The 21,343-nt window shown below is 61.4% G+C and carries 18 protein-coding genes; 12 read left to right on the top strand and 6 right to left on the bottom strand.

What is annotated here, in order from left to right:
- Nucleotides 1-142: 142 nt before the first annotated feature.
- The 9 genes from VCB98_RS08915 to VCB98_RS08875 all read left to right on the top strand — a co-directional run bounded on the left by VCB98_RS08915 (nucleotide 143) and on the right by VCB98_RS08875 (nucleotide 10,067).
- Nucleotides 143-1,654: a PAS domain S-box protein gene (locus VCB98_RS08915; RefSeq protein WP_346051852.1), complete on the top strand. Its 1,512-nt coding sequence runs from the start codon at nucleotides 143-145 to the stop codon at nucleotides 1,652-1,654.
- Nucleotides 1,641-2,267, top strand: coding sequence for a response regulator transcription factor (locus VCB98_RS08910; protein WP_346051850.1), 627 nt, complete (start codon nucleotides 1,641-1,643; stop codon nucleotides 2,265-2,267). Before VCB98_RS08915 ends, VCB98_RS08910 begins: the two co-directional genes overlap by 14 nt.
- Nucleotides 2,268-2,403: 136 nt before the next feature.
- Nucleotides 2,404-2,787 (top strand): response regulator transcription factor, encoded by a 384-nt coding sequence (locus VCB98_RS08905; RefSeq protein ID WP_346051848.1) that lies wholly within the window; start codon nucleotides 2,404-2,406, stop codon nucleotides 2,785-2,787.
- Between the two features lie 143 nt (nucleotides 2,788-2,930).
- A complete protein-coding gene (locus VCB98_RS08900) occupies nucleotides 2,931-3,602 on the top strand; it encodes a helix-turn-helix domain-containing protein (protein ID WP_346051892.1) in 672 nt (223 codons plus the stop codon).
- 130 nt (nucleotides 3,603-3,732) lie between these two features.
- A complete protein-coding gene (gene acsA, locus VCB98_RS08895; RefSeq protein ID WP_346051846.1) occupies nucleotides 3,733-5,475 on the top strand; it encodes an acetate--CoA ligase in 1,743 nt (580 codons plus the stop codon).
- Nucleotides 5,468-7,480 (top strand): pyruvate dehydrogenase (acetyl-transferring) E1 component subunit alpha, encoded by a 2,013-nt coding sequence (pdhA, locus tag VCB98_RS08890; protein WP_346051844.1) that lies wholly within the window; start codon nucleotides 5,468-5,470, stop codon nucleotides 7,478-7,480. The genes acsA and pdhA overlap by 8 nt, the downstream gene beginning before the upstream one ends.
- The gene (locus VCB98_RS08885; protein WP_346051842.1) at nucleotides 7,477-8,670 is read left to right on the top strand and encodes a dihydrolipoamide acetyltransferase family protein; all 1,194 of its coding nucleotides are present in this window, start codon (nucleotides 7,477-7,479) and stop codon (nucleotides 8,668-8,670) included. The genes pdhA and VCB98_RS08885 overlap by 4 nt, the downstream gene beginning before the upstream one ends.
- Nucleotides 8,667-8,912 (top strand): acyl carrier protein, encoded by a 246-nt coding sequence (locus VCB98_RS08880; RefSeq protein ID WP_346051840.1) that lies wholly within the window; start codon nucleotides 8,667-8,669, stop codon nucleotides 8,910-8,912. Before VCB98_RS08885 ends, VCB98_RS08880 begins: the two co-directional genes overlap by 4 nt.
- Before the next feature lie 24 nt (nucleotides 8,913-8,936).
- Nucleotides 8,937-10,067 (top strand): site-2 protease family protein, encoded by a 1,131-nt coding sequence (locus VCB98_RS08875; RefSeq protein ID WP_346051838.1) that lies wholly within the window; start codon nucleotides 8,937-8,939, stop codon nucleotides 10,065-10,067.
- A 7-nt stretch (nucleotides 10,068-10,074) separates the two neighbouring features.
- Here the strand turns inward: VCB98_RS08875 and tmpT are convergent, their stop codons facing one another.
- Both tmpT and VCB98_RS08865 read right to left on the bottom strand, forming a co-directional pair.
- A complete protein-coding gene (gene tmpT / locus VCB98_RS08870; protein WP_346051836.1) occupies nucleotides 10,075-10,731 on the bottom strand; it encodes a thiopurine S-methyltransferase in 657 nt (218 codons plus the stop codon).
- Nucleotides 10,732-10,757: 26 nt separating this feature from the next.
- Nucleotides 10,758-11,126, bottom strand: a complete 369-nt coding sequence (locus tag VCB98_RS08865) for a TraR/DksA family transcriptional regulator (RefSeq protein ID WP_346051834.1) — start codon at nucleotides 11,124-11,126, stop codon at nucleotides 10,758-10,760.
- A gap of 173 nt (nucleotides 11,127-11,299) precedes the next feature.
- Here VCB98_RS08865 and VCB98_RS08860 point away from each other — a divergent pair, with 173 nt between their 5' ends.
- Nucleotides 11,300-12,358, top strand: a complete 1,059-nt coding sequence (locus VCB98_RS08860; RefSeq protein ID WP_346051832.1) for a LysM peptidoglycan-binding domain-containing protein — start codon at nucleotides 11,300-11,302, stop codon at nucleotides 12,356-12,358.
- 12 nt (nucleotides 12,359-12,370) lie between these two features.
- Here the strand turns inward: VCB98_RS08860 and VCB98_RS08855 are convergent, their stop codons facing one another.
- Together VCB98_RS08855 and VCB98_RS08850 are read right to left on the bottom strand one after the other, a co-directional pair.
- Nucleotides 12,371-14,032 carry a serine/threonine-protein kinase gene (locus tag VCB98_RS08855; protein WP_346051830.1) on the bottom strand — a complete coding sequence of 554 codons (1,662 nt, stop codon included), beginning with the start codon at nucleotides 14,030-14,032 and terminating at the stop codon, nucleotides 12,371-12,373.
- A gap of 7 nt (nucleotides 14,033-14,039) precedes the next feature.
- Nucleotides 14,040-14,585 carry an FHA domain-containing protein gene (locus VCB98_RS08850; RefSeq protein ID WP_346051828.1) on the bottom strand — a complete coding sequence of 182 codons (546 nt, stop codon included), beginning with the start codon at nucleotides 14,583-14,585 and terminating at the stop codon, nucleotides 14,040-14,042.
- A gap of 169 nt (nucleotides 14,586-14,754) precedes the next feature.
- On the opposite strand from VCB98_RS08850, the gene VCB98_RS08845 reads away from it, so the two are divergent.
- Nucleotides 14,755-15,561: an SAM-dependent methyltransferase gene (locus VCB98_RS08845; RefSeq protein WP_346051826.1), complete on the top strand. Its 807-nt coding sequence runs from the start codon at nucleotides 14,755-14,757 to the stop codon at nucleotides 15,559-15,561.
- A 7-nt stretch (nucleotides 15,562-15,568) separates the two neighbouring features.
- On the opposite strand, the gene VCB98_RS08840 is transcribed toward VCB98_RS08845, so the two are convergent.
- The gene (locus VCB98_RS08840) at nucleotides 15,569-16,756 is read right to left on the bottom strand and encodes a S1C family serine protease (protein WP_346051824.1); all 1,188 of its coding nucleotides are present in this window, start codon (nucleotides 16,754-16,756) and stop codon (nucleotides 15,569-15,571) included.
- Nucleotides 16,757-16,769: 13 nt separating this feature from the next.
- Nucleotides 16,770-20,066 carry a cytochrome c peroxidase gene (locus VCB98_RS08835; protein ID WP_346051822.1) on the bottom strand — a complete coding sequence of 1,099 codons (3,297 nt, stop codon included), beginning with the start codon at nucleotides 20,064-20,066 and terminating at the stop codon, nucleotides 16,770-16,772.
- A gap of 115 nt (nucleotides 20,067-20,181) precedes the next feature.
- Between VCB98_RS08835 and VCB98_RS08830 the strand changes: the two genes are divergently transcribed.
- Nucleotides 20,182-21,207 (top strand): amidohydrolase family protein, encoded by a 1,026-nt coding sequence (locus VCB98_RS08830; protein ID WP_346051820.1) that lies wholly within the window; start codon nucleotides 20,182-20,184, stop codon nucleotides 21,205-21,207.
- Nucleotides 21,208-21,343: the final 136 nt, after the last annotated feature.

Here is a 21,343-nt window from a genome sequence, read left to right as displayed (position 1 = left end):
ATGGCCTGAGCCGGCAGCAACACAGTCGGCCGGGGCTGCCCGCCCCGGCCGACTGGCATCCATCATATTTTCCTGATAAACTCCCTGTTTTGATCTAGAATGCTGGGTATCCGTTGCTCCCCATGGATTCGGAGGGCCGTCCATGGCGCAAGACGCTTCCCAGCCACATCAGACCGATCTGGATCAGCTGCTGCAGGCATTACCGGTTCTGGTGGCCCATATCAGCTCCGATTTCGAGATCCTATACGCCAATCATGGCTACCGAGACTGGTTCGGACTAGATCCAGCAGCCCAGTACGGCAAGCATCTCAAGGATGTCATTGGACGCCAGGCCTTCCGAGTCCTGCTACCCCATTTCAATCAGGCCCTGGCCGGCGAGCGTGCGGAATTCCACGGCGAAGTTCCCTATGTCCGCGGTGGTCCCCGGTTCATTCACGGAACCTATATTCCTAGCCACGACGACAGCGGACGTATCAACGGTTTTTATATCCTGTCGGTGGACCTCAGTCGTGAGCAGGCGCTGGAACGGCAATTGACCAGTACCACCCGCCGCGCCGAAACCATCATCAACACCGCCATGGATGGCATCATCACCATTGACGAAACCGGCACAGTGCATAGCTTCAATCCGGCTGCGGAGCGGATATTCGGCTATGGAGCCGGCGAGGTGATCGGCCAGAACATAAGGATGCTGATGGCAGGGCGAGACCACGACCACCATGATCAATACCTTGCAAACTACCTCAAGACCGGAGAGGCCCGCATCATTGGCATTGGTCGAGAGGTATGCGGCCGCCGCCGCGATGGCACACTCATCGACCTGTTGCTGTCGGTCGCGAAATTCGAAGAGGCTGGCCGGCGCATGTTCGTCGGCTTCACCCATGATCTCACCGAACGAAACCGGGCCCGGCTTGAGGCACAAAGGAATCTGGATCAACTCGCTCACCTGAACCGTGTCAATGGATTGGGTGAACTCGCCGCCAGCCTGGCCCACGAAATTCGCCAGCCACTGATGGCTATCCAGGCCTCGGCCCATACCATCTACCATAGCCAGGGCAGCAAGGACCAAGAACGCGCGTTCAATGAGGCCCTGAAGCGTATTGAACGCCAAAGCAGTCGGGCTAATGACATTCTCAAGCAACTAACCGCCTTTCTCCGGAAAACGGATGACAGCCCTGGTGAACAAGTCGACATTGCTTCCCTGGTTCGTGAGGTATTTGGGCTACTGGATCCCGACGCTCGCATGACGCAGGTGCGCGTCGAACTGGAAGCACCCGATCAACCCTGCCTTGTCACGGCCAACCGCGTGCAGCTCCAACAGGTCTTGTTCAACCTCATCAGCAATGCTCTGGATGCCATGGAAGTTATATCCACACCACATACCATTCGCATCCGCATTCATCAGCTTGATGGGAGGGACACCTGCCATGTGGAGGTCATGGATTCCGGTCCAGGCCTGGACGAGATGACCATGGATAAACTCTTTGATCCTTTTTTTACCACCAAGGTCCACGGCCTGGGCCAGGGCCTGCCCATCTGTCGTTCCATTATCCGTCGCCACGGAGGTGAACTTGAAGCAGGCAACCATCCTGAGGGAGGCGCCCACTTCCGCTTCACCCTGCCGCTGTCGGGAGATCAGCATGCGCGAGACTGACGGCACAGTCATCATCATTGATGATGATGTGGATGTGCGAGAATCGCTGGCAGCGACCCTGTCAGCCGAAGGCATAAGAACGCGATGCCACGCTTCGGGGGCATCCCTGCTCAGGCAGCCATTGCCCGATGGGCCGGCCTGCTTGCTATTGGACCTTCGGTTACCGGAGGAGAGCGGCATCCAGATTCAGGAGAAACTGCAGGCCAACAATTCCCGGCTTCCGGTTATTTTCCTCAGCGGACAGGCCGATGTGCCCTCGGCCGTCACTGCTCTCAAGCATGGTGCCTTCGATTTTTTGGAAAAAGGCAGCTTCACCCCCCAGCAATTGGTCTCACTGATAAGCGATGCACTGCTACAACACAAGCAGGAACTTGAACAGCAGGAACGTCAGGCGATAAAGCGAAGTCAGTTGGCAGAACTCACTCCCAGGGAGCGCCAGGTTGCCCGGCAGGTTGCCGATGGCAAGGCCAACAAGGTGGTGGCGGTGGAATTGGGAATCAGCGAAAGAACGGTGGAAGTCCATCGGCATAACCTCATGCAAAAGCTGGACCTTCGTTCAGTTGCTCGGTTGGCGAAGTTCGTGGGTGAATTCGACGAACTGAAACCGGATTGAAGATTACCCTCCGTGGCTTCCCGAGCCCAGGCCTGATCATGCTGGAATCCTCTTTCTGTTGACGCCGGTCACCACCTGATTGGTGTAGACCAGGTTAACTTGAAGGAGCCCATCCAATCAGATCTCAGAGCGACCAATGAAACCACAAATACACATCGTTGATGATGATGCAGATGTTCGCGCCAGTATGAGTGGCCTTGTTTCAAACCTCGGCTGGGTGGTAAAAACCTTCAGTTCCGCCTTTGCTTTCCTCCGTACCGAGCCCCATGAAAACACCAATCTTGCCTGTCTTATTCTGGACCTGGAGATGCCGATCATGAACGGCGCCGAATTACAGGCAACCCTGAAGTGGCAATCGGTCGACTTTCCGACCATTGTAATGACCGCCAACCCGGAATCCGTCCTGTCTCAACGGGCCCGGGCTGAGGGCGCCTGCGCAGTCCTCCAGAAACCGTGCGATATGAACAAGTTGGTCGCCCATATTCATGCCGCTACCGCATCACTAGGGGAAAATACCTAGTGGTAACCCCCTATGGGCGAAGGAATCATTCCGGCCTAAGCTTTTCTCCTGCGGTATAGGAATATGCCAACCTCACGGAGAATCAGCATGCAGGCGACCATCGAAAATACCGGACTGTTCAGTTCCCGTTTACTGCCGGGTGAATCGGCCACAGGCCGGACACCCCCCCAAGGCCCGCCTCTCACGGATACAATCACATCCTTCGTCGGGGCGAACACCTGTTTCGTACCGGAGATCAAGTAGATCGCGTTTATCGGGTGGTGGGCGGCATATTTAAAAGTTATTTCATCCATGAGGATGGTGATGAGCAGGTCATCGGTTTTCACCTGCCCGGTGACCTGATCGGTTGCGATTGCCTAGCGGACGAGCTCGCCGCCTTCTCCGTGGTGGCCCTCGATACATCCAGCGTCCAACGGCTCTCACACCACGAAGGGAATGGTGTGCCCGGCCTGGACCAAAACCAGCAGAAGATGATGCTGAGCTGGATGCAGGAGGAAATCCTCCGCCTGGCGCGCTTGCTACACATGGAACGAGGGGGCACCGATCCTCGCCTGGCCCGATTCCTGCTCGATTTCTCCGAAGCCCAGCGACGCCGCGGATTCAGTGCCCGAGAGTTTCACCTACCCATGGGGCGCCGGGATCTGGCCCGCTACATCGGACTGGCGCCGGAAACCGTGTCTCGAATTTTCAGCCGGCTGCGAGCACGCGGTGTACTGGCCGTTGCGAACAACCATGTCCGCATACTGGATCATGCCGCCTTGGAACAGGTCGCCCGTGGTCACAGCGACAACAGCGCCACTCCCCTGGCTGGATGATACCTGACTGGCTGATAACGAACTGGCACCCGTAAGGCATGAATTGAAGGGCCATTGACCCAGATCAAACACATTCCTTTCCACTCTGGGTAGTTTGAATCCAGCACATCGACACCTGGGAGGTGTCCTCATGTCTGGATCGACGGCACCGAGCCGTAAGCGGCAGGACCCAGACCCACAGGCTTTTTCCTGGGCCGAGGCTCGTGCCCGTCTGAGTGACCTGGGTGAGGGCCGGATCAATCTCGCCTTCGAGGCCCTGGACCGGCACATGGATGGTCCCGCCGCCGAACGGACGGCCTTGCGCTTTCTGGCCCGCGACAGTCTTGAGGCGCGGGATATCAGCTACCGCGCCCTCAATGAACGCGCCAATCGTTTTGCCAATGTGCTTGATGAACTGGGTATCCGGCCGGGCGAGCGGGTCTACGGCCTGTCCCAGCGCATTCCGGATCTGTACGCCGCCTTCTTTGGCGCCATCAAGCATGGCTGCGTGTTCACCCCGCTCTTCCCTGCCTTTGGCCCCGAACCCATCCGTCAACGGGTGGAGATTGGCGAGCCGACAGTGCTGGTCACCACCGAACGCCTCTATCGCCGCAAGGTGGCCGAATGGATCACCCAGACGCCCTGCCTGCGGGAGGTGTTGCTGATTGGCGATGTGAGCGATGTGGACGAGGCGCCCGAGAACACCCGCGATGCCGGGGCACTCATGGATCGGGCCTCGAGCCAATACAGCACCCGACCCATGGCCCCGGACGCACCAGTGTTGCTGCATTTCACCTCGGGCACCACGGGTACGCCCAAGGGCGCCCTGCATGTGCACGAGGCGGTCATCACCCACCATGTCACCGGCCAGTACGCCCTCGATCTCAGACCCGGCGATGTCTACTGGTGCACCGCCGATCCGGGCTGGGTAACGGGGACTTCCTACGGCATGATCGCGCCGCTCACCAATGGCACCACCCTGGTAGTGGACGAAGCCGAGTTCGATGCCGAACGCTGGTACCGCATTCTTCAGGACCAGGCGGTAAAGGTCTGGTACACGGCCCCGACCGCCATCCGCATGCTCATGCGGCAGGGGCCGGAACTGGCCCGGGCCCATGACCTGTCCACCCTGCGCTTTCTGGCCAGCGTGGGCGAACCGCTCAATCCCGAAGCGGTGCACTGGGGCCGGGAAGTCATCGGCCTGCCCTTCCACGACAACTGGTGGCAGACCGAAACCGGCGGCATCATGATCGCCAACCGGCCGGGTCTGCCCATCCGGCCCGGCTCCATGGGCAAGCCCATTCCGGGCATCGAGGCCGCCATTGCCCGCCAGGGTGAATCCGGCCTTCAAATCCTCCATGAGCCCGATCAGACCGGGGAACTGGTTCTGAAACAGGGTTGGCCGTCCATGTTCCGGGGTTACCTGAACCAGGAAGAGCGCTACCTCAAGTGCTTTGACGGCGAGTGGTATCTCACCGGGGACCTGGCCCGTCGCGATGCCGATGGCTATTACTGGTTCATCGGCCGGACCGATGATGTGATCAAGTCCGCCGGCCATCTCATCGGCCCCTTCGAAGTGGAAAGCGCCCTGCTGGAACACCCCGCGGTGGCCGAGGCCGGTGTCATCGGCGTGCCGGATGAAGTGGCCGGCGAGACCGTCAAGGCCTTTGTCACCCTCAAGCCCGGCCATGCGCCGGACAAGGCCCTCCAAAAAGAACTGCTGGGCCTGGCCCGCCAGCGCCTGGGCCCGGCCGTGGCGCCACGACAGATCGAGTTCCGTGACCAGCTTCCGCGCACCCGCAGCGGCAAGATCATGCGCCGCCTGCTGCGGGCCCGTGAACTGGGTCTTCCGGAAGGCGACCTCTCCACCCTGGAAGGGGGCAGCAATGACTGAGATCAGCCGGGCCCACAAGCCCAAGATGTCCCGCGAACATGCCTTCGCCCTGCTCCATCAGATGCTACGGATTCGCCGATTCGAGGAACGCTGCGTGGAGCTGTACACCCAGGAAAAGATTCGTGGCTTCCTGCATGTCTGCATTGGCGAGGAAGCGGTGGGCACCGGGGTCATGCACAATCTGCGCGCGGACGAGGCGGTCATCTCCACCTATCGCGAACACGGCCACGCCCTGCTCAATCGCATTTCCATGGAAAGGGTCATGGCCGAGATGTACGGCAAGCGCGACGGCTGTTCCCTGGGCCGGGGCGGGTCCATGCACCTGTTCGATGCCGAGAGGCGCTTCTTCGGTGGCAACGCCATCGTCGCCGGCGGCCTGCCGCTGGCCGTGGGCCTGGCCCTGGCCGACCGCCTGCAGGGCATCGAGCGGGCCACGGTCTGCTTCCTGGGCGATGGGGCCGCCGCCGAAGGCGCTTTCTACGAGAGCCTCAATCTGGCCGCCCTGTGGCAATTGCCCGTGCTCTTCGTCTGCGAGAACAACCATTACGCCATGGGCACCCCCATCGAGGTGGCCCATGCCGAGACCGCCATCCACCGCAAGGCCGAGGCCATCGGCGTGCCGGCCCGTCAGGTGGACGGCATGAGCGTGGTGCAGGTGGAAGCCGCCGCCCGCGCTGCCCTGGAGGAGATTCGCGGTGGCCAGGGGCCGCGCTTTATCGAGTGTGACACTTACCGCTTCCGCGCCCACTCCATGTTCGACCCCCAGCTTTACCGCGATCAGGAAGAAGTGGCGCAATGGAAAGAACGCGATCCCATCGATCGCCTGGCCAACTGGATGCAGCAGGCCGGCCTGCTTGACGAAGAACAGCAGGCCAGTCTGGACCGGGAAGTCACGGAAGAAGTCGAGGCCGCAGTTCGCTTTGCGGAAGACTCCGAATGGGAAGCGGTCACTGACCTGCATGAACATGTGATGGCGCCCGCCCCGGCCAGCCTTGAACCACCCCCCGAGGCCGAAAAAGGCGAAACGGAAATGAGCCTGCGTGAAGCCTTCGCCCGCGGGCTTGAGGAGGCACTCAGCCACGACAAGCGTGTCTTCATCATGGGCGAGGACATCGGCCGCTATGGCGGTTGTTATGCCGTTACGCGCGGCATGCTGGAGCACTTCGGCCCGGAACGGGTACGCGACACACCCCTGTCCGAGAACGCCTTTACCGGTGCGGGCATTGGTGCAGCACTTGGCGGCATGCGCCCGATCGTGGAGATCATGACGGTCAACTTCAGCCTGCTGGCGATGGATCAGATCGTGAACACGGCGGCCACCCTGCTGCACATGTCCGGTGGCCAGTTTCCGGTACCGCTGGTAATCCGCATGGCCACCGGTGCCGGTCGCCAAGTGGCGGCCCAGCACTCCCACAGCCTGGAAAACTGGTATGCCCATGTGCCCGGCATCCGGGTGCTCTACCCGGCCACCGTGGAGGATGCCCGCTACATGCTGTGGTCGGCCCTGCAGGACCCCAACCCGGTGCTGATCTTCGAGCATGTGATGCTGTACAACCACAGCGCCGAACTCACCCCGCAGCCGGATGGCGTGGACATCGACAAGGCGGTGATCCGGCGACCCGGTCGTGACATTTCCCTGATCACCTGGGGCGGCTGCCTGTACAAGAGCCTGGAAGCCGCCGAGTTGCTGGCCAGGGACGGGATCGAGGCGGAGGTGATTGATCTCCGGGTCCTGCGCCCGCTGGATCGCGACACCCTGATCGAATCCGTCAGCCGCACCCGGCGTGCCGTAGTGGTGGACGAAGGCTGGCTGACCGGCAGTCTGGCCGGCGAGATTCTGGCCATCCTTTCTGAACAGGCCTTCTGGGAGCTGGACGCGCCACTCGCCCGGGTCTGCAGCGAGGAAGTGCCCATGCCCTACCCCCGTCACCTGGAAGAATCGGCCCTGCCCCAGGTGGACAAGATCGTCGCCACCGCCCGCCGGATCCTGGGGGAACAGGCATGAGCGATTTTCGCATGCCCTCCATGGGCGCGGACATGGAATCCGGCAAGCTGGTGCGCTGGAAGATCCGGCCCGGAGACCGGGTCAAGCGTGGCCAGGTGGTGGCAGCGGTGGAAACCGCCAAGGCGGTGCTGGATATCGAGGTCTTCGAGGACGGCACGGTACGCGAACTGCTGGTGGAGGAAGGCAGCGAAGTGCCGGTAGGCGAGCTGCTGGCACGGATCGACGGCGACGAGCAAACGGCCGGCGAGACCGCCGAAGCCGCCACCGCGCCCCGGCCCCGCAAGGCGGCTCCGGAAAGGGCCGGCCCGGATGACAGCCACCTGCCCCGAAAACCCGCCCAGCCGACCAGACCCGGCCCCGGGCATGAGTCACGGCCTGCTGCCTCGCCCGCCGCCCGCCGCCAGGCCCGGCAGCGGGGCCTGGAGCTTAGCCGGCTCCGAGGCAGCGGTCCGAATGGAGCCGTCCTGGTGCGTGATCTGGACCAAGCCGACGACCGTACGGCCGCCGCACCATCACAGGGCTTTGAGCCGGAAGCCATGCGGAGCGCCATTGCCACCACCATGAGCCGTGCCAAGCGGGAGATTCCCCATTTCTATCTCAGCCAGCAGGTGGACCTGAACACCGCCGAGCAATGGCTGGAGAACTGGAATCATGACCGCCCCCCGGCCGAGCGGCTGTTGATGGCGGGCCTATTCATCCGCGCCACCGCCCTGGCGCTGGCCCGTTTCGGTGAACTGAACGGTCACTACGGGCCGGATGGCTTCCGGCCATCCAGCGACATCCACCTAGGCCTGGCCATCCACCTGCGCGGGGGCGGCCTGGTGGCCCCCGCCATTCTCCACGCCGACCGCATGAGCCTTGGCGAAATCACCGCCGCCATGCAGGACCTGGTGCAGCGTGCCCGGCGCGGCGGTCTGCGCGGCTCCGAGTTCAATCAGGGCACGGCCACCGTGACCAGTCTGGGAGAACGTGGCGTGGACCGGGTCATCGGCGTGATTCAGCCGCCCCAGGTGGCCATGATCGGCTTTGGCCGGCCCCGTCCCCGCCCCGTCGCCATCGACGACGCCCTGGCCGTGCACGCCACGGTGGACATCAGCCTGGCCGCGGATCACCGGGTCTGTGACGGCCATGTGGGGGCGCGCTTTCTCAACGACATCGACCAGCGGCTGCAGCACCCGGAGGGATTGTGAACAGAGACGCACTCAGACAGGCCATTCTCGAAGAACTCTCGGATATCGCCCCCGACATCGACACCGCCGGCGTAAAGGACACGGAAATCCTGCGGGAGGAATACGATCTGGATTCCATGGATGTCATGAACCTGCTGATCGCCATCCACAAGCGCCTGCAGGTGGATATCCCCGAACGGGATTACGGCCGCATGCAGACCCTGGGGGAACTGCTGGACTATATTGAGCGCCAATCCCAATAAGCGCATCCACAAGAGAGACTTGACATGTTCAAGACCGTGATGGTGCTGGGGCATTTCCGGGGTATTCGCCTGGAAGTGCACATCAGCTGGCTGGTCATATTCGCGCTCATCCTGGTGACATTGAGCACCACGCTGATGCACCACTATCCGGAGTGGCGCCTGCAGACGGCGGTGCTCACCGCCCTGTTCACCGCCCTGGCCTTTTTTGCCTCCATCCTGGCCCATGAGCTGGGCCACAGCCTAGTGGCCATTCGCCGTGGCATACCGGTCAAGGCCATTACCCTGTTCATCTTCGGCGGCATGGCCCAACTGGGCAAGGACAGCGACAACCCCGAGGACGAGTTTCATATCGCCATCGCCGGCCCCCTGGTCAGTTTCGGGCTGGCGGCAATCTTCCTGGCGCTGTCCTTCCTGTTCAGCCCCTTTCTGGAGCCCGCCTCGGTGGCCTTCGGCTGGCTGGGCGTGATCAATCTGGTGGTCGCGGTATTCAACATGATCCCGGGCTTTCCCCTGGATGGTGGACGGGTATTCCGCGCCGCCATCTGGCGTTTCACCGGGGATGCCCGCAAGGGCATTCGAGCGGCAGTCATGGGGGGCCGTGTCGTGGCCTACAGTCTGTTCGCGGTGGGCCTCTGGAATGGCCTGTTTCTGGGCAACCTGCTGGGCGGGCTCTGGATCATTCTGATCGCCTGGTTCCTGCTCACCATGGCCGATGTGCATGGCAAGCAATTCGATCTGCGCCAGCAACTCGTCGGCATCCAGGCCAGGGACCTGGCCGATTTTGAGTTATATCCCATTGATCCGACCACCAGCATCCGCGACTGGGTGGATCATTACCTCCTGCCCCGGAGTGAGCGAGCGGCCCTGGTGGGCAATCAGGACAGCATCCACGGTCTGATCACCCTGAGCGACATTCGCCGCATCCCGCCAGCGGACTGGCCGGATACGCCGGTGAGTCGAGTAATGACCGGGCTGGATCGATTGCGCACCGTCCGGCCGGACACCGGCGTGGAAGAGGTGCTGACTGTCATGACCGAAACCGGCTTCAATCAACTGCCGGTCATGGACACCGACCGGGTCATCGGCTGGATAGACCGAAACCGCCTGCTACGCGCCCTGGAGGTCCAGCTGGCCACGCGTCCACGCGGCAGTTGAAGCCACATCAACGCCTGCGCAAGTGGAAAACACTCTCGGTACCGCCCTCGAGACCCCGCTTGCGCAGGCCATCGTCCTCGCGCAGGCGGCTGTGATGGATTCGCTCGATGTCGTGATTGGCCGAGTAGAGCTGTTCGACCTCCTGGTCGCTGACATTGAAGGGCGGGCCCTGAAAGCCCGGCTGCTCGGGATAATCCAGAGTGATCAGCAGACTGCGTGTCGCCGGCCCGGTGATCGCTTGAAGGTGGTCCACATAGCGTTGGCGCATTGCAGGCGGCAGGGCAATCAAGGCTGCCCGGTCGTAGACCAGCTCCACAAGGCCTATATCATCGGCGGTCAGGTCAAAGAAATCCCCGCACCACAGCTCGATATCCCGATGGCGGTAGCAGGTAAAGCGCTGCCCCGAACTTTCCGCCGGTTCAATGCCCCGCTCGGCGAAGAAGGCCGCGCAGGCCAGGTCACTCAGTTCAACACCGATGACATAACAACCCTGGTCTCGTAGCCAGGCCAGGTCATGGGCCTTGCCACACAGAGGCACCAGCACCTTTTCGCCGGGACGGGCGTCAAGGTGCTGCCAAAATTGCCGCAGGTGAGCATTAACGTGCCCCTCGTGGAAACCGATCTGCTCGCTGTGCCAGCGCTCACGCCAGAATTCAGGGTCCATCTCAGCCCATGCCTCCCATCAGTGGTTCAGCGACCGCGTGCTTTTTCCGCTTCCCGCTCCTCCTGGCAGGGCCGACACCGCTTGGCAGTGGGCCAGGCTTCCAGGCGTTTTTCGGGAATCGGCTCTTCACAGACAATGCAGACACCATAATGGCCCCGGTCCAGCCGTCCAAGTGCTGCCTGAATATCCTCCAGCTCTTCAGCCTCAAGCATCAAGCCGGCCTGGCGGATCGTGGCCGTGGCCTCCTGGAAAGAGCCATCCTTGGTGTCCATGACTTCTCTCAGGCCGGCGGATTGCCGCGCGGCGGAGTCTTCTTCCAGATGGCGGCGAATATCCTTCAGAAGGGCCTCTCTCCGTTCCGTCAACCGGCGCTTGAAGTGGTCTGCATTCACCATTGCACTCGCTCCTCTGTCTACTTCACAAAGCCACAGCCAATTGTCGCCCGAATCGGCAGCATCCGGCTTGACCCGGATCAAGCCGGGTGGCGAGGAGCGGGCCATCTGGCTCACTGGAAACGGCAAACGCGTATACTGGAGAAGACCCTCTGCTTTGGATATCTTCGGCAGCCATGGCCAGACCCTTGCCCCGACAAAGCACACTGTCCTCTACCCTTCTTGCGGGCATGCTGCTTGCATTGCTTTCCGCATGCGCGCAACCACCGGAGTGGACCCGCTGGGACGACCCCGCGCCGCCGGAAGAAATGGAAACCGATGCGGAGGACTTCAGCGCCTCCCGGGTTCTGGGGCTGTTGCAGCGGGGCGAGGCCGATAGAGCGGCTGACAAGCTGCGGCGACAGCTTGATCACAACCCCGATGATCCTATCGCCCAGGACCTGCTTCGGCAGATTGAGGCCGATCCCGAGGAATATCTGGGCGCTGAGAGCTTCCAGTATTCCGTCCGCCCGGGGGAGTCACTCTCGGTGCTGGCCCAGCGTTTTCTGGGTGACCATCAGCAGTTCTTCATTCTTGCCCGCTACAACGATATTCAGGACCCTTCCCGCCTGCGGGTCGGCCAGCAGCTGAGCATTCCCGGCAGTTACCGAGAGGGACCGGGTCAGGCATCGGCTCGCATGGATCGCAGCCTGCAGGGGTATCGATACCTGGAAGCTGAGGACTGGCAGGCGGTGATGGCGCTCTATCAGGAAGACGCCGCCGACCTGGCCCTGGATGAAGCCGAGCTGCTCGGCCAGGCTCACCAGGGCCACATTCAGGCGGCGCTGGATACGGGAGAACTGGATGCCGCGGAATCACGCATTGCCGCTGCCAGCGACCATCCTGCAAGCGACCATTGGCGAGCCTGGTTGGATGAGCTTCGGGCGGAATGGCATTGGGCTCAAGGCCGTGCCCTCCGGGATCAGAAGCCGGCTGATGCTGCTGATGCCTTTCGGGAGGCCCTGACCCTGTCGCCGACCCATGAAGGGGCACAGCAGGGGCTTGAGAACCTGAAGGAAACGGTGGTCCCGGAAATACACCGGGATGCCGTTATTCGGTATCGAAACCAGGACCTGGAGGTAGCCATTGAGCTCTGGGACACGCTGCTGGCCATCGACCCGGACTTCGAGCCGGCTCAGCTCTACCGGGCCCGGGCCGTGGAGCTACAGCATCGCCTGGAAGGCATCGAACCCTAAGACCCCCACGGATTAGCGAGGATTTCGTCGGGTATCTTCCCGACCTTGCAAGGACTGTCGCCCACCCTCGGGCGGTCCCGCTGGCGAATCAGAGTCGCTTGTCGACTGACGCGTGGCTTCCAGCGTCTCAGCCATCAGATTGAAACGGGCAAAGAGTTCTCCGAATTCATCACGACGGCGTAGATGAATTCGGTGTTCCGGGTGCCCGCCAGCCAGGCGATCCATGGCACTGCCCAGCACCCTGAGCAGAATGCGCAAGCGACGGGACAGCACATAGGCTGCCAACAGCACCGTTAACAACGTGGCCAGCATCAGCACGGCCATGGCCATGACACTGGTCCTCAGCGTATTGGCCAGGGGCCGGGCGGAGATTCCCAACGCCAGCTCACCCACGACCCGGTCCCGAAAAAGTATGGGGGCTTCGAACAGGTAACGCTCGGCTTCCCCTTCCCGGTAGAAAGCCACCCGCCGACCATCCTCATCCCGAAGCTCAGTCTTGCCCCGCTGCAATTCGCCCACCGACTCACCCAGCTCGCCTTCCTCACTGCTGGCCACGACCTCCCCCCGGTGGTCGGAAAGGCGCAGGTAAGCCATCTGCCGATTGCGCTGCATATCGCTGACCATGGCCTGGAGCGCAATATGATCGCCCAGCAGAAGATCTTCGGCCGACTCGGTTGCGATCACATCGGCCATGCTGCCCCCATACTCAAAGACCAGGGAAGTCATGGCGGCCCGCTGATGCTGATACACCGCAAAACTGCCAACGACCAGGGTCAAGGCCACGGACAAGCCCAGCGCAACCGGCCAGCGGACGCTGAGCGGAATACGCCAGCGACGACCCGGCCGGGACATCAACTCGGCCTGGATGTCGCGCAAATCCGCGGCCAGTTCGGCACCGGATTGATAGCGGTCGGATGGCAGACGAGACATCAGGGTGGTGATGATACTCACCAGCGCGGCCGGGGTTTCCGGATCCCCTGGGCGCAAGCGGGCGGACTTGCCCTTGAGGATGGCTTCCAGTGTGGCGCGAGTGGTACGCCGGGCAAAAGGCAGTCTACCGCTGGAAAGGCGGTACAGCAGAACGCCAAGGGAATAGAGATCACTGCGCCCATCGACGGCCTCACCTCGAACCTGCTCGGGTGCCATGTAATTGGGCGTGCCCACCACTTCGCCCTCGTCCATTGCGGCCTGGCCGCCTGCCTGACGCAGTCGGGCGATGCCAAAGTCGGCCAGCTTTACCCGGCTGTCGTCGTCCAGAAGCATGACATTGTCTGCTTTGACATCCCGGTGGATTACACCGTTTCGATGGGCATAGTCCAGGGCTTCGGCCAGTTGCACACCAATGTCCAGCAGATGACTGACCGGCAAGGGACCCTCTCTCTCCACCCGCTGCTGCAGGGTCTCCCCCTGCAACAGCTCCATGGTCATGAAGGGCTTGCCCCCGGATTCACCCACATCATGGATGGTCACAATACCGGCATGGGAAAGTCTGCCGGCGGCATGGGCTTCGGACAGGAACTCTCTTCGATAGCGATCGCTGGAAGCGTATTCTTCCTTGAGCATTTTCAACGCCACGGGGCGCTGAAGGCGCTCATCAAAAGCACGGTAGACCACGGCCATACTGCCACGACCAATTTCCGGCCCCAGCTCGTATCGTCCCAACTTCGATGCCATGTCAGCTTTAGCGAAGCAGCAGGGCTGCGACAATCACCGCAATACCCAGCAAGGCGAGGCCCGTCGCGATCATCTTCTGACGCCGGCTGCTCTTGGCGGGTCGGAATGACTGGCCAGTGGTATCCACCTGCTCACTGGTGGCAAAGAGGAATGCGGCATTACCAAAGGCCAGGCGATCTCCATGCTTGAGCGCGGACTGGTGAATCCGTTCACCGTTGACGAAGGTGCCATTGGTGGAGAGAAGATTGACCACACGCCAATCGCCGCCAGAGCGAACAATCCGGGCATGTTCGAAAGACACACTGGGCTCTTCCAGGACCAGGTCATTATGGGCCTTGCGCCCGATTTGGGTACGTTCCGCCTGAAGCTGAAACCATTGATCCACGAACGGCGGGCTGAGCCCCAGCAAGGCCGGAGAATCAGGACTCACCGCCGCCTTATCCGCGGCCTCGTCCATCTCTGGAAGCTCATCGGGGGAAATGAAGACTGTCCCTTGGGGGCCTTGCTCCCTGAGACGCCTCGTTCCCTCGGTACCGGCACGTTTGTCGGTCACCGTCTGTCTCCCCTGCAAAAAGATACGTGTACGCGACCGGCACGGTTGCCGGCCGTCCCTTCCCCAGCCCCGCTACTCGGCAATTGCACTACTCCACATAGGATAGCAGGCTCCGACGGGGTATCAGAAACCCCTTGCACGGATGACAGTTGCCGTTGATCATGACGGAATGCGTCGATCGCTCCTTCCCACACTCTTCTCACTGCTTCTGCCGGGCCTGGCGGCACCCTGCCAGGCCGAGACGAGGCCCGATGTGGGTTTCATCCAGACGCCCGAACCGGTCGTGCGCGCCATGCTGGAAGTCGCGGACACCGCCCCCGGTGATCGGGTGCTGGATCTGGGCTCCGGAGATGGTCGCATTCCCATCATGGCCGCCGTGGAATTCGGTGCCGAAGGCCGGGGCATCGAGATCGACGGGCAATTGGTCAAACTATCCCGTCAGCGTGCCGAAGCCGCCGGTGTCGGAGAAGCCGTCCAATTCGAGCAAGGCGATCTGTTTGAAGCCGATCTCTCTGGCGCCGACATCATCACCCTTTATCTCCTCCCCGAGCTCAATCAACGCCTGAAGCCCAGCCTGCTGTCCCTGCCGAGCGGAACCCGGATCGTCTCCCACGAATTCGACATGGGACGCTGGCAGGCTGACGACTATCGGGCAGTCAATCAGCGAAAAATCTACTTCTGGCGGGTTCCGGCCGCCGTTGCCGGTGAATGGCGGGCAAGCAGGCAGGGAAAAGAGATCAAACTGCGGCTGGAGCAGAACTACCAGCGAGTGTGGGGCGAGGCAGAACTTGATGGCCTAATCACGGATCTGCGTGATGTGCGACTTGATGGCGACACGCTACGCTTCCGAATTCGAACCGAGGCATCGCAGCGGGTCATGCGTGCCCGATTCAGGCATGGCCGCTTGATTGAGCTGCAATCAGCGCCACCGCTCTCAGGCTTCAGCCCGGCGAGTCAATGGAAAGTAGCCGATTGAGTTCGGTTCACTGCCCTGAATGGCGCTCCCCCAGGACGATGCTCAATTCGAGGCTTCTCCCCCCACGAAAGACTTGAACCCTGGCTTCGTCACCGGGCCGAGTACCTTCAAGGCTGAGCAACAGTTCCGCCACACTGGTAACCGGCTGGCCATTGATGGCCGTTATGATATCGCCTTCCACTGGAAGCCGGTGAGGCCCATGGCGAATCATCCGCCCGCCCTGACCATCTCGAAGCCCGGCCTGCTGGGCATTGCCACCAGGGAGAACCCGGGTCACCAAAATGCCGTGTCGGATGGGCAAGCCAGCCTGATTGACCAGCCTGGGTGAAATCGCTATTCCCTGAATATCAATCCAACCCCGGGCAACCCGCCCTTCTCGGATGATCTGCCCGGCAATCCGGTGCACGGTATTGGAGGGAACTGCCAGGCCAATACCCACAGAGCCCGCTGCCGGGGAAATCATCATGGAATTGAGCCCGAGCATCCGCCCGCGGCTATCCACCAGAGGACCACCCGAGTTACCCGGATTGATGGCGGCGTCAGTCTGAATAAGATCGCGGATGATATAACCTGAATCGATCTGCAGCGGACGATTCAAGGCCGACACCACGCCAGCGGTAAAGCTCCCTTCCAGGCCAAAGGGGTTTCCCATGGCATAGACGGACTGTCCCACCTGGGCACGGCTGCTGTCAGCAAAGGGGATACGGGTAAGTGATCTGCCCTGGGGATCGAACTCGAGCACTGCCAAATCCATTTCCGGATCACTGCCCAGGAGGGTGGCCGGATAGTGGCTGCCATCGTAGAGCGTCACCACCAGGCGCTGCCCACCGGCAACCACATGGTGATTGCTAACCACAATACCCTTGCTGTCAATAATGGCCCCACTGCCCATTTCCATACTGGGGACGATTTCAATGCTGCGGCCGCGATGGGCGCTCAGGCTGGTCACATTGACCACTGCACGATGCCGCTCACGATGGACCCTGACCCGGTTGGCCTCCTCAGGCCCCAGATGCTCAGTATCAAGCTCCGGCAAGGGTGCTTCTGGTGGCACGCCCACCGTGAACAATGGCTCCATCAGATCAAAATACTCTGGCGCCGGGGTGGGCTCATGCAAAGGTACACAGGCAGCAACCGCCAGAAGGCACAAGCCCTTCGGCAGCATCCACCAGTCTGAGCGGGATTCGCTGGACATTCCGCTCAACTCCTCAGTCCGCGGGACATTCGGGCTGGCGTTGGTCGAAAACCATGAAACGATTGGCAGGAATATCCTCGCAGACGAGCGCCTCGCCATCCGGCCACTGAATCTCCACAGTAACGGACTCGGCTTCTCCCAGACCGAAATGAAGATCAGGCAGATCCTGGCCATTGAAGCTGCTATGGGCCATGACCTCCCGCATCTGCCGCTGCTGGCCGTGGCCGTTACCCACATCCGCCTCAACATAAACCCGGGCACCGAGTGCATGAGTATTGGGTGATTCCCCTACCAGTCGGATGTTGAGAAAACGCGCACCAGGACCGTGTCCCACCTGGTTTTCGAAAAACTGAATGCCACTGGAATTGTCCACCAACACGATGTCGATATCACCATCGCGATCATAATCGAAACAGGTCACACCGGTCCCTTGGGAGACCTCTTCCACATCCCAGGCCAGGGAACGCTCCGTAAACGTGCCGTCACCATTGTTGATGTAAAGGACCGGGCGATTGTCGGTGAAACGCCCGCCGGTGAGTTCTTCATACCAATCCGCCCAGGGAACATAGGGTGGCATGACACCGAAGCCATTGACGTGAAAAATATCAAGGAATCCGTTGTTGTTGAAATCCGCGGCACAGGCACCCCAGCCCCAGCCACCCTCTCTGACTCCCACTTCCTCGGTGGCATCCTCGAATCGAACATGGCCGTCTTCACTGATATTCCTGTAAAAGCGATTACCGCTGGTGCCCCAGTTGCCCGCGGGCTCATCGACCTTGTCGAATATTGAAGTCACGAACCAGTCAAGCTTGCCATTGTTGTCAAAATCCCCAACCACAGCGCCCATACCATTTTCGTCTGTAATAACGGAACGGTCGGTAATATTGCGGAAGAAACGACCAGCCCCGGGAGCATGAGCGAGAACGGAGCTGGTGAAAAAATCGGAAGCAATGACCAGGTCCTGCCCTCCACTGTCATTGAAATCAGCAAAGATGGGAGAAAAGTTGAAATTCTGATCAAGCTGGGCGGATGAAGTACCGCCAAATTCGTCGGCAGGCACCAGGCGATCACCCTCGCTGATCCACAAGGCCGGGGCCAGACCATCCACGCCCCCGGACCAGTGGGCCATGAAGATACCCGGCAGGCCGGAGCCGGTAAAATCCGAAAAGGCCATGCCCCAGGTGCTTCTCGACATGGGCAGTTCGGCGATTTCCTGGTAGCCGCCGGAATCATCCATGCCCAGCACCTTTACCCCTTCCCTGGGACTAAGGTTGCTAACCAGAAGCTCCTGGTAATAGTCGCCGTTCAGATCCATTACCGAGACATTGGTGAAGAATCCGTAGTCAGGGGCGTCCGGCGGCGCCAAGGCATCCGACTGCTCAAACCCAGACTGGCCCCCGAGGTTGCGGTAGAACACGAGCCCCTGTTCCTCACCGCTGGAAAAAAGCAGATCGGGCCAGCAGTCATCGTCCAGATAGGCTGCTGTGATCCCGCCCGCGAACATACGCATTTCCACGCCGCTTTGGCCGTCGATGGTCCAGCCGGCTTCCGAAAAGCCATGGGGCAGATCCAGGCCGAGATCATCCCGGAAGACAAAGGCCTGGCGATCCTGATTGCTCACATCCGAGGGACCACCAGTACAGCCCAGGGCCTCGGGGAAGCTGTCACGGTCCGCTCGCTGGGAATGATCCAGGGCGATGTATTCCGGGTAGGTTTCACCCCCACCTTCGCCATCATCTCCGTTGCCCGGAAAAGGATCATCTCGAACCAGGAGGAACCCATCCGGGTCATCTTCCCTGGCCGGAACCCAATCGCTCAGGCACTGACCATCTTCGACACAGGGATCGGTGAGCGACTCCAGAAAGGCCACCAGCTGATCCACGGCCTCCGAATCCGGCGCCACCGGCGGCAAGAACTCGCGACTGGCGGCGAAGCTGTCGTGTTCCTGCACCTCGGCAGTCAGCTCGGCGGCCCGGGGATAGAGCTCATGGACATTGAGCGAGTGAAACTGAACCAGACCGGCCAGCACTTCATCAATACGAGTCAGCCAGTATTCCGGGTCGGCATGCCATTTGATGGCGTCTTCCAGGGTCTGGAGGCTGCCGGCATGACCATACGGCCCCCGCACTGCAACGTTGAGCAGGCTGGGGACCCGAAAGGCAAACATGCCCGACGGCTCCTGGGTCACGCCCCAGCGACCGGAGTCCGTTCCCCCTTGGCGCTTGCCGCGTCCAATCTGGGGGAAACCCACATTGTGAAAGCTTTCATCGGTAAAGCGATCACCGCTATGGCAACTTATGCAGCCGAGGCCCCCTTCCTCGGGCATGGTCATGAACAGACGGGCCCCTTCCAGGGCATCTTCCGACAAGTCGGGCGTTTCCTCCTCGTCGGAAACGAGAAAATAGCGCCAGGGGCTGTCCACGAATGTCATTGATGCCTGAAAGGCACCCAGCGCCCGCTGAAGATTGCCCAGATTGATGGGGTCCGGATCCTCCGGGAAGGCGGCGGCAAACCGCTCCTCCCAGGTCGGACCCGGGCCCGGCTCGGCATCCTGTAGCCGCTCGATCAGATGCGCCCGATATTCTTCCGGCACCAGTTCCGGGTGGGTAAAGCCTCGCATTTCCTGGTCACTGAGCAGCGGAAACAGGGCCTGCACTTCGAGCAGATTGTCGCCCTCGCCCGCATGGGGGAGGTTGCCGCTCTCCGGGGTATTGAAGGTCTGACCCTGCCCGCCGGGGGCCACTTCCTCGTCCAGAACAAAGACCCGGCCATCGTGAAACAGGGCTCGATTATAAAGGGCCGTGTTGAATATGGTCTGGCTGTTGCGGGGCACATTGGGACCGTCGTCGGCCCGGGGGTCGAGGTCTTGCTCCGGGTCCAGCTCTCGATCCAGCCCCAGGCGTTCCGGTGCATGTGCTGCCACTCCGATGGGCAGGGACAGACCATCACCCATGGCAAGATCCGGATGGTGACAACTGGCGCAGGCCACGTCCCGGTTGCCGCTCAAGGTGGCACTGAAGAACAGCAGTTGGCCGAGCCGGACGAGCTCATCTTCATCCGGGCGGACTGGTGCAAGGCCCGGGCGGATATCGCCATCCAGGCCATGGTCCCGGGCGATGGCGCGAATCTCTTCTGCGAGAGCGGCGAGATCGTCTTCCTCTCCACCCGCGTCTCCATTCTGATCATCACCGTTGTCGGAGCCCCCCGGCAGATCCTGACCGCCGGGCAGGCCCCCATCGCCGTCGCTCAAGCAGGCTCCCAAACCGACCATGAGCAGCACCAGCAACACCGAACGCAAAAAAGTCCCCATTTACCACTCCCTGAACATCCCCAAATCCCAAATGCCGACACTCGGCCAATTCTCACCCTGCCTGCTGCATGCCCACGGCTTGTGCCGACTGCGCCAATCTGCTGTAGTCCCAGGCATGCCAAGACTCCAGAATATCCTTTTCAGACTACGATTGGCACCGTTCATTGCGCTGCTGATTGCCGGCTGTGCCGGCACGCCGGATGGGCTGCCACCACCGGTGGCGGATCACCACATCCATATCCGAAGCGAGAGCGGTGCACGAGCACTGCCCCGGGTACAGCTGGCCCGGGGTGAGCGCCCCGGCGATCTCAGCCGCGGCATACAGGATGCCGATATCCTGCTCCGCCAGATGGATCGCTACCGAATCGATCAGGCGGTGATCCTGTCGCTGGGCTATATGTACGCCATCCCCGAGATCCGCTTTGAGAATGAGTATCACAAGGTCAAACGGGAAAATGACTTTGTGCTCGAACAGGCCCGGCGTTTCCCGGAACGATTGGTGGCCTTCTGCGGCATCAGCCCCATTGCCGACTACGCCCTGGAGGAAGTGCAACGCTGCGCCGAGTCCGGTGCCACCGGTATCAAGCTGCACCTCGCCAACAGTGATGTGGACTTGCACGACGCTGAGGAACTCGCGGCTCTGGCGTCAGTGTTCGCGGCAGCCGAGCAGCAGTCACTGGCCATCGTGATCCATCTGCGGCCGCGGGGCTCACGCTATGGCGTCGAGGAAGCAGAAATATTTCTCGAGCATGTCCTCCCGAAAGCTCCCACCGTCCCGGTTCAACTGGCCCACCTGGGTGGGGGCGGCATTGTTGACACGGATACCTTGCGGGCCATCGAGCGCCTGGCCCGGGACCTCCCTCAACACGATAATCTCTGGTTCGACATCTCCGCAGCCTGGGCGCGGGACCGGGATTATGCCGGCGATACGGCCGGTCGGACCGCCCACCGACGCAATCGGCACAATGTGGCCCAAGCAGTCTCGCTGATCGGTGCTGAACGAATCCTGTTTGCCTCCGACTGGGACAGCCTCGAAGTGCGCGAGACTCTGCGGCCATTGCGCCGGGGCAGCGGCCTGTCCCGGGAGCAACAGCAGCAGATCCTGAACAATCGCGCCCCCTATCTCCCGGAAGCCCGCTAGTCAGAAACCCCGTCTCGGCAAAAGGCCGGGCTGCCGGTCTCGCCGGCAGCCCGGAATGGTTCCCAGGAAGAGGTCATGACCGCCGAAGCGGCCAGTGCTGACAGGAAAGGTCAACACCGTCATGGAATACGGCGGC

This window comes from Natronospira elongata (assembly GCF_034931365.1).
Lineage (GTDB): Bacteria > Pseudomonadota > Gammaproteobacteria > Natronospirales > Natronospiraceae > Natronospira > Natronospira elongata.
This window is presented reverse-complemented; position numbering and strand designations above follow the sequence as displayed.

Excerpts from the sequence above, each read along its gene's own strand:
- VCB98_RS08865 (WP_346051834.1), bottom strand. The coding sequence starts at position 11,126 with ATGGTGAATGCAGACCACTTCAAGCGCCGGTTGACGGAACGGAGAGAG.
- VCB98_RS08845 (WP_346051826.1), top strand. The coding sequence starts at position 14,755 with ATGCGTCGATCGCTCCTTCCCACACTCTTCTCACTGCTTCTGCCGGGC.
- VCB98_RS08905 (WP_346051848.1), top strand. The coding sequence starts at position 2,404 with ATGAAACCACAAATACACATCGTTGATGATGATGCAGATGTTCGCGCC.
- VCB98_RS08910 (WP_346051850.1), top strand. The coding sequence starts at position 1,641 with ATGCGCGAGACTGACGGCACAGTCATCATCATTGATGATGATGTGGAT.
- acsA (WP_346051846.1), top strand. The coding sequence starts at position 3,733 with ATGTCTGGATCGACGGCACCGAGCCGTAAGCGGCAGGACCCAGACCCA.
- VCB98_RS08835 (WP_346051822.1), bottom strand. The coding sequence starts at position 20,066 with ATGGGGACTTTTTTGCGTTCGGTGTTGCTGGTGCTGCTCATGGTCGGT.
- VCB98_RS08885 (WP_346051842.1), top strand. The coding sequence starts at position 7,477 with ATGAGCGATTTTCGCATGCCCTCCATGGGCGCGGACATGGAATCCGGC.
- VCB98_RS08875 (WP_346051838.1), top strand. The coding sequence starts at position 8,937 with ATGTTCAAGACCGTGATGGTGCTGGGGCATTTCCGGGGTATTCGCCTG.
- VCB98_RS08855 (WP_346051830.1), bottom strand. The coding sequence starts at position 14,032 with ATGGCATCGAAGTTGGGACGATACGAGCTGGGGCCGGAAATTGGTCGT.
- VCB98_RS08860 (WP_346051832.1), top strand. The coding sequence starts at position 11,300 with ATGGCCAGACCCTTGCCCCGACAAAGCACACTGTCCTCTACCCTTCTT.
- VCB98_RS08830 (WP_346051820.1), top strand. The coding sequence starts at position 20,182 with ATGCCAAGACTCCAGAATATCCTTTTCAGACTACGATTGGCACCGTTC.
- VCB98_RS08915 (WP_346051852.1), top strand. The coding sequence starts at position 143 with ATGGCGCAAGACGCTTCCCAGCCACATCAGACCGATCTGGATCAGCTG.
- tmpT (WP_346051836.1), bottom strand. The coding sequence starts at position 10,731 with ATGGACCCTGAATTCTGGCGTGAGCGCTGGCACAGCGAGCAGATCGGT.
- pdhA (WP_346051844.1), top strand. The coding sequence starts at position 5,468 with ATGACTGAGATCAGCCGGGCCCACAAGCCCAAGATGTCCCGCGAACAT.
- VCB98_RS08840 (WP_346051824.1), bottom strand. The coding sequence starts at position 16,756 with ATGTCCAGCGAATCCCGCTCAGACTGGTGGATGCTGCCGAAGGGCTTG.